Source organism: Dethiosulfatibacter sp., assembly GCF_983023055.1.
In genome coordinates this window covers 1-7,269 of the sequence record NZ_CEZJXU010000079.1, presented here as the reverse complement: position 1 = coordinate 7,269, position 7,269 = coordinate 1, and the positions used below count along the sequence as shown (strand labels likewise).

General features: G+C 39.6%; 6 protein-coding genes. 4 read left to right on the top strand and 2 right to left on the bottom strand.

All coding sequences use genetic code 11. The features are described 5' to 3' along the window. Together AC3AX0_RS04390 and AC3AX0_RS04385 are read right to left on the bottom strand one after the other, a co-directional pair. Nucleotides 1-1,562, bottom strand: a 1,562-nt coding sequence (locus tag AC3AX0_RS04390) for a GGDEF domain-containing protein (RefSeq protein WP_487549090.1), incomplete at its 3' end; no start/stop codon positions are given. A gap of 3 nt (nucleotides 1,563-1,565) precedes the next feature. After that, the gene (locus AC3AX0_RS04385; protein ID WP_487549089.1) at nucleotides 1,566-2,522 is read right to left on the bottom strand and encodes a YybS family protein; all 957 of its coding nucleotides are present in this window, start codon (nucleotides 2,520-2,522) and stop codon (nucleotides 1,566-1,568) included. A gap of 415 nt (nucleotides 2,523-2,937) precedes the next feature. Between AC3AX0_RS04385 and nadA the strand changes: the two genes are divergently transcribed. The 4 genes from nadA to coaBC are packed head-to-tail and all read left to right on the top strand — an operon-like array spanning nucleotide 2,938 to nucleotide 7,191. Further along, on the top strand, nucleotides 2,938-3,843 hold the full coding sequence (gene nadA, locus AC3AX0_RS04380) for a quinolinate synthase NadA (protein ID WP_487549088.1): 906 nt from the start codon (nucleotides 2,938-2,940) through the stop codon (nucleotides 3,841-3,843). A 7-nt stretch (nucleotides 3,844-3,850) separates the two neighbouring features. After that, entirely contained in the window at nucleotides 3,851-5,164 is a 1,314-nt protein-coding gene (locus AC3AX0_RS04375) for an L-aspartate oxidase (RefSeq protein WP_487549087.1), read from the top strand. Continuing rightward, the gene (nadC, locus tag AC3AX0_RS04370) at nucleotides 5,142-5,984 is read left to right on the top strand and encodes a carboxylating nicotinate-nucleotide diphosphorylase (RefSeq protein WP_487549086.1); all 843 of its coding nucleotides are present in this window, start codon (nucleotides 5,142-5,144) and stop codon (nucleotides 5,982-5,984) included. The genes AC3AX0_RS04375 and nadC overlap by 23 nt, the downstream gene beginning before the upstream one ends. 4 nt (nucleotides 5,985-5,988) lie before the next feature. Then, on the top strand, nucleotides 5,989-7,191 hold the full coding sequence (gene coaBC / locus AC3AX0_RS04365; RefSeq protein WP_487549085.1) for a bifunctional phosphopantothenoylcysteine decarboxylase/phosphopantothenate--cysteine ligase CoaBC: 1,203 nt from the start codon (nucleotides 5,989-5,991) through the stop codon (nucleotides 7,189-7,191). Nucleotides 7,192-7,269: the final 78 nt, after the last annotated feature.

Sequence of the window (7,269 nt, the reverse complement as noted above, 5' to 3'; positions counted from 1 at the left end):
GTTCTTACACCTGTCTTGAAGGTGAAGGCATTTGTATCCATTATTATTCCCGAAAGCATAGCGTCTGCTTCAAGCTTGGTAAGTTGAATTTTGTCGTCCATATACTGGAAAAGCTCTGCTATAAGCTCACAGGTTGATGATGCGTAAGGCTCCACATAGTCAAGGATTGGATCTTCGATATATTCTTCTCCCCTTCTATGGTGGTCAATGACCATTATCTTTTCAAAGCTTTCAAGAATTTCACCTGCTTCGCAGTAGCTTGGCTTGTGTGTATCCACTACTACGGCCACGGAATCCTCGTCTATGAGCTTAAGTGCTTCTTCGTTGTTTATTATTATGCTTGTATATTCTTCCCCTGCAAGGGTCATCTTTTCATGAATATTGATGAGGGCTGCATTTAATTCGTTGAGAACTATATATGCATTCTTGCCCATTCCCTTCGCTATGGCGTAGATTCCAAGGGCTGCTCCAAGGGAGTCCATGTCCCCTGTCTTGTGTCCCGTAATTATTACATTTGACGACTGGGAGAATATCTGCCTTATGGCGTTGGATATCATCCTTGCCTTTACCTTTGTCCTTTTTTCAACAGCCTTGCTTCTTCCACCATAGTAGTTGACCTTACCAGGGCTCTTTACTACTGCCTGGTCACCACCTCTACCAAGTGCTATGCTTAGTGCTCCATCTGCATATTCGAACTGCTGATTCAGTGTCTTTCCTCCAGTTCCCACGCCAAAAGAAAGGGTGAAGAATTCGTCCTTTTCAGTACGTATTTCCTTTACTTCTTCAAGTATGTCGAATTTCTTTGTTTCAAGGTTTTCCAGGAATCTGCCTTCAAACATTATGACGAATCTATCATCCAGGTATTTAACTGCATAACCGTTCATTCTCTGTGCAAAAACATTGAGCTGCTTTTCTATCTCCGCCATTAGTGATGCCCTGGCTACCCTGTCTATTGTTTTATACATTTCATCATAGTTGTCGATTTCCACAAGGGCTACTATTGACTTCTCGGCCATATACACTTCCATTAAAGAAGTAAATCTTGTGTTGTCCAGTAGATACAAAAGGTATACGGTGTTTTCTTCTCCGCTTCCTTCAACCTTGTTGTACATTACATTGAAGTTCCTGTTACCTGACTGTAAGTCAAAAGATGAGGAATCTCCATTTTCTGCAAGTTCCGTCAGTGGGAATGATGGGAAATATTCCTTTATGTTTTCCTTGTGTCCCTTCTTGCTGCTCATTATTTCCTTGAATTTTGAATTGTACCAGTAAACCACTCCCGTGTCGCTAATTATTACCAGCGGTATTGGAAAGTTGAGAAGGGCCTGTCTGGACATACCGTCTATTGTATTTGTGAATTCAATGAGGTACTGGTTAAGCTGTTTCTTCTTGTCCTCATGTCTTGTTTTGCTTAGTCGCAGTGCCAAAAGAATCAGTACTGCTGCTATGACGGCCATTATTAATTCGCCTCTTATTACAAATCCAACCAACATTACCAACGAAATATAGAAAAAGATGCTGCTGTCTTCCATGAGGAAGTTTGGTCCTCTAAATATTTTCATTATCTACCACCTGTTAGTTTTTTTAATCTTCCTAATGTCCATCACCTGGTCAATTAGTCCCACGAATGTAGTTGCCAGAGTAAGGTAGGAATTAAAGATTATTGATAGAATCAATACTATCCTCAATATCTTTGAAATTTTAAACCTATCCATCATGAATCTAGCTACGGCTAGACCCTGAATGAAGAACATTATCTGGAATATGAATATTAGGTTTGCAGTCAGGGTGTCGCTGTTCACAATATTTGTCTGACTGATAATAAAGGTTCCGCCCATGAATACAAGGATTCCTATTGCTATATTGTCTGGAAGTCTGAATTGGGTAAATTTTCCTATTGGCACCAGCTTTACTCTTAGTCTCTTGCCCATTTTGTAGGCAGCCATATAGTTGATTGAGGACATTGACAGAGCCGATATTATTATTATACCCGGCATGAGAATCACGAAGGCATTTAACATGGCGTCATAGAGCGTTCTCGTTGAAGCAAGCTGCTCTTCCATTCCTTCGAATCTTGAAAGAAGGCTTTCCTGAATATTCAAACTTTCTACGAAGGTTTCCCTTATTTGATCAACAAAGTTTATTCCAAGAAATGCCTGCATAAGCATTATCATTACAAGGAAGGATAAAAGATATGCCACTCCTCCGAATACTATTGATTTCCAGGGTCTATCGTCCTTGGAAATGAAGTAGCACATGACTGCAGCCATGGGTGTGTAGAGTACCAGGTAATACAGGCTTGTCTGTATCATCCCCGTCAATATGAATATGACTATTGAAGCTGTCACTAGAGCCATGGTCGATATCTTCCAGTCCTGTCTCTTTGCCAGTAGTATGGCTGGAAGAGGATATATAAAATCTATATATGGAATCAAGAAGCTTCCAATCATTGCGAATATAGTTAGTATGCTTGTTGTTAGTGCTGCTTCAGTAAGTCTTCTAGTCTTTAAGTTTCTATTCAAGTCCTGCTCCTTGCATATATTTTTACAACATTTGGAAAGTTAAATATGCATAACACCTTGAATCGTTGGTGTTATACGAAATAGGAAACTTTCCTTCGTGTCTTAATAACTGCCTGTACACTATCCGCTTCGCGTCTAACGCAAATGCACTGTGTACTAGTTAACGCTGCATAGCCGCTTTTTTGCAACATCTAATTTTACATTATTTTAACTCCAATGTAAACAAGTTATGGCATTAGAGAATCATCACAGGAGAAATTGAATACTGGTAATTAATGAAAACACCCCTAGACAAGACAGGATGTCACAGAATATTTTGGATTAAAAAAGTGAAAAAATTTGAAATTTCAGTCGAAAAGTGGTATATTATTCTCAATGTTATGTCAGGTGTCTTGTCACCTGAAAGGAGATTTATATGAGTATGATTAAAGAAATTGAAAAACTGAAAAAGGAAAGGAATGCAATAATTCTTGCCCACTACTATCAGCCCGGGGAAATTCAAGGAATTGCTGATTATGTAGGGGATTCCTATTATTTGAGCAAAATCGCCCAGCAATCAGAGGCGGATTATATAGTATTCTGCGGAGTTGAGTTCATGGCTGAAAGTGCCAAGATACTGTCTCCCGAAAAGAGAGTCTTTATAGGCAATGTACACTCCAACTGCAACATGGTTGATGAATTCCTCAATGAAGAGCTTGTTCAACTCATGGAGGACCATCCAGATGCTGCAGTAGTGTCCTATATCAATTCTTCAACTGAGATTAAAACAATGTCCCATGCCTGCTGCACCTCATCAAGCGCAGTAGACATCGTTAACAATATAGAAAGTGAAAAAATAATATTTGTACCAGATAAGAACCTTGGATCATATATTGCCGCCCAATGTCCGGATAAGGAAGTTATTCTTGGCAGTGGAAAGTGCTGTGTACATGATAATGTAAGTGCCAGGGAAGTTAAATCACTGAAGGAAACACATCCTCAGGCGAAGGTTCTGGTACATCCTGAATCCATAAAGGATGTAAGGGACCTGGCTGATTTCATTGGATCTACGGGACAGATACTTAATCATGCCATAGATTCAGAACATGATGAATTCATAATAGTGACTGAAGTAGGCATAGGCTTTGCTCTGGAAGAAAAAACCGAGAACAAGGTCTTCCACTTCCCTGACATGGTCTGCGGCGGTATGAAAAGGACATCCATTGAGGATGTATATGGATGTTTAAAGTTTGGAGATAATGAAATACAAGTGAATGAAGAAGTTTCAAACAAGGCTGCAATGGCTCTTGAAAATATGATAAAACTGGCTGAAAAGAGATGATGATGAAATGAAAATACTAAATGCTGATGTTCTAATAATTGGAACAGGCGTTGCAGGACTTTACTGTGCATTAAACCTTGACAAGAACCTGGATGTTGTAATGCTTTCAAAAAAATCACCTGAAGAATGCAACACCTATCTTGCCCAGGGCGGAATAGCCGTAAGGGTGAATGAGTACGACTATGATGCCTTTTTCATGGACACAATGAAGGCTGGAATGTATTTGAACAACAAGGAATCCGTTAAGGTTCTTGTAAATGAGTCAAGGGAGAGCATACTTGATCTTGACAGGTTGGGAGTTCCCTTCAACAAAAACCTGGAAGAATTCGAATACACAAAGGAAGGTGCTCATGTAAAAAACAGAATCGTCCACTGCAATGACAAAAGTGGAAAACTAGTTTTTGAAACCCTTTACGAACATGTGAAAAGCCTTGAAAATATACGAATAGTGGAAAATACTACCATGTTCGATATTGAAAATAGAGACGGCAAATGTCTGGGAGTTTATTGTCTTTCAGAAAAAGAAACGATTTATATTGGTTCAAAAGCTACTGTACTTGCTTCCGGTGGAATTGGTGGGATTTTTAAAAACTCCACCAACCAAAGCTGTCTAACCGGTGATGCAATGGCCATTGCTAAAAACCATGGAATCAAGCTTGACACTCCAGGCTATATACAGTACCACCCTACTGCTCTCTATCTTGAAAAAAGAGAGGACAAGAGAAGGTTTCTCATTTCTGAATCACTGCGAGGAGAGGGTGCTTTATTGTTCAACTCCAGGGGAGAAAGATTTGTTAAAGAGCTTCTTCCAAGAAATACTGTAACATCGGCAATCCTTGAGGAGCTTGAAAAGACAAATTCAGATTGCGTATATCTTGACATTACCCATACTGGTGAAGAATACCTTAAAAGAAGGTTCCCAAAGATTTATTCGGAATGTCTAAAACATGGAATAAACATAGCAACTGACAAGATACCTGTAACTCCTTCCCAGCACTACCACATGGGAGGAATAGGTGTTGACCTTCATTCTAGAACATCAATGGATTACCTTTATGCAGTGGGAGAATGTTCATGCACTGGCGTACACGGAGGCAACCGTCTTGCCAGCAATTCCCTTTTGGAGGGTTTGGTTTTTTCAAAGAGGGCTGCAGAAGATATTAATGCTGTCATTGGAGAAAACAATAAAATTTTTGAGCCTCTGTTACGCTATTCAGTTAACGAAGGCAAAAACCTTGTCACTAACAACAGAAATAAGGCAATAGAAATAATCGGAAATATGAGAAAGGATTTGAAAAATGAACTGGTTGATAGTAGATGAAATAATACGAAATGCACTTATAGAGGATATGCCTCATGGTGATATCACAACAGAATATATAATACCCCTTAATACAAGCTGTACAATAGACATCATTCAGAAGGAAGAGGGAGTTATTTGTGGAGTAGAAGTATTTGAGAGGGTTTACAAGATTATGGGAGAAGATTCAAATGTTGAGTTTCTAGTTTCAGACGGGGAATATTCTGAAGCAGGGGGAAAAATCGGTTCAATAAAAGGAAGCTCAAAGGCAATCCTCTCGGGGGAAAGGGTTGCTCTGAATTTTCTACAGCGAATGTCTGGAATAGCCACACTGACACGGAAGTATGTGGAGGCTGCAAAGGGGTATGATGCAAAGATTCTCGATACAAGAAAAACAACTCCAGGACTACGAATCCTTGAAAAACATGCCACAAAAACCGGCGGAGCAACAAATCACCGCTTCAATCTTTCAGATGGAGTTATGATAAAGGATAATCATATAAAGGCTGCAGGCTCCATCAAAAATGCTGTTGAAACAATACGGGCCAACATGCCCTTTGTAAGAAAAATCGAGGTGGAAACAGAATCACTGAATGATGTGAGAGAGGCACTGGAATCAGGGGCCGACATCATTATGCTTGACAATATGGATAGGGTAAAAATCATGGAAGCAGTAGGCATAATTAAAAAAAATGCCTTGATTGAAGTGTCAGGAAATGTTAAATTAGAAAATATACAGGAGCTTGCCTCAACTGGAGTCGACTATATTTCCGTAGGAAAGCTCACCCATTCATACATGTCTCTTGACATAAGTATGAAAAATCTAATGTATATGCGGTGATAAAATGTTTAAGGATAAAACCATAGTAATAGGAGTAACTGGAGGAATTGCAGTATATAAGGTATGTGACCTTGTAAGCAGGCTTAAGAAACTGAATGCAACAGTGAAAGTCATCATGACAAAATCCGCTGCCCAGTTCGTAAGCCCCTTGACTTTCCAGACTTTAAGTGCAGGGAAGGTATATACTGAAATGTTTGAATATCTTGACCACTGGGATGTGGAACATATATCCGTTGCAAAGTCTGCAGATGTATTTCTTGTAGCCCCAGCAACTGCCAATGTCATAGGGAAAATAAGACATGGAATAGCTGATGACATGCTTACTACCACAATAATGGCTTCAACTGCACCGAAGGTAATTGCGCCTGCAATGAACACAAACATGTATATGAATCCTGTTGTACAGGACAATATGAAGGCCCTTAAAAATCTAGGCTATATATTCGCCGAGCCTGATTCAGGATATCTTGCCTGCGGAGACGTAGGAGCAGGAAGACTGACTGATGCTGAAAATATAATAGCAAAGCTTGAAGAGGTGCTTAATCCATACAAGCCTCTTAAAGGAAGGACTGTACTTGTAACTGCAGGTCCTACCCAGGAATCTCTTGATCCTGTAAGGTATCTTACTAACCACTCAACTGGAAAAATGGGCTATGCAATAGCCAGAAAAGCTGTGGAGCTTGGAGCAAAGGTGACTCTTATATCGGGTCCTGTGAATATAGAAAAGCCTGATGGACTTCTAAAGTTCATAGGAATAAAGTCAGCCGATGAAATGTTCGAAGCTGTGAAGGACGAACTTGACTCAATTGAAATAGTAATTAAATCTGCTGCAGTTGCCGACTACAGACCAATATCAGTAGCAGACAATAAAATAAAGAAAAAAGACGGGAATCTTAATATTGAACTTGAAAGGAATCCCGACATACTTAAATATATAGGACAACACAAAGGTGACAAGATCCTTGCAGGGTTTGCTGCCGAAACTGAAAATATAATTGAAAATGGAAAAAGAAAGCTTGTTTCCAAAAACCTTGACTTCATAATAATAAACAACATCAAGGAAACAGACGCAGGTTTTGGAACTGACACGAATATTGTGACCATTCTTGATAAATATGGTGTGCAAAAGGATTATGAAAAGATGCTTAAGGATGAGGTGGCAGGTGAAATTCTTGGGAAAGTGATTAAGTTGGTGAATGAAAAGTAGGGTTAATTCGCCCTGCTCGATTACACAAGCTTAAGCCGGTCCACTTCGAAAATCAGATGAATGTTCCCTGCTCCGTAA

Bases quoted from the DNA above. Each gene is read 5' to 3' on its own strand.
- nadA (WP_487549088.1), top strand. From the start codon at position 2,938: ATGAGTATGATTAAAGAAATTGAAAAACTGAAAAAGGAAAGGAATGCA.
- AC3AX0_RS04375 (WP_487549087.1), top strand. From the start codon at position 3,851: ATGAAAATACTAAATGCTGATGTTCTAATAATTGGAACAGGCGTTGCA.
- nadC (WP_487549086.1), top strand. From the start codon at position 5,142: ATGAACTGGTTGATAGTAGATGAAATAATACGAAATGCACTTATAGAG.
- coaBC (WP_487549085.1), top strand. From the start codon at position 5,989: ATGTTTAAGGATAAAACCATAGTAATAGGAGTAACTGGAGGAATTGCA.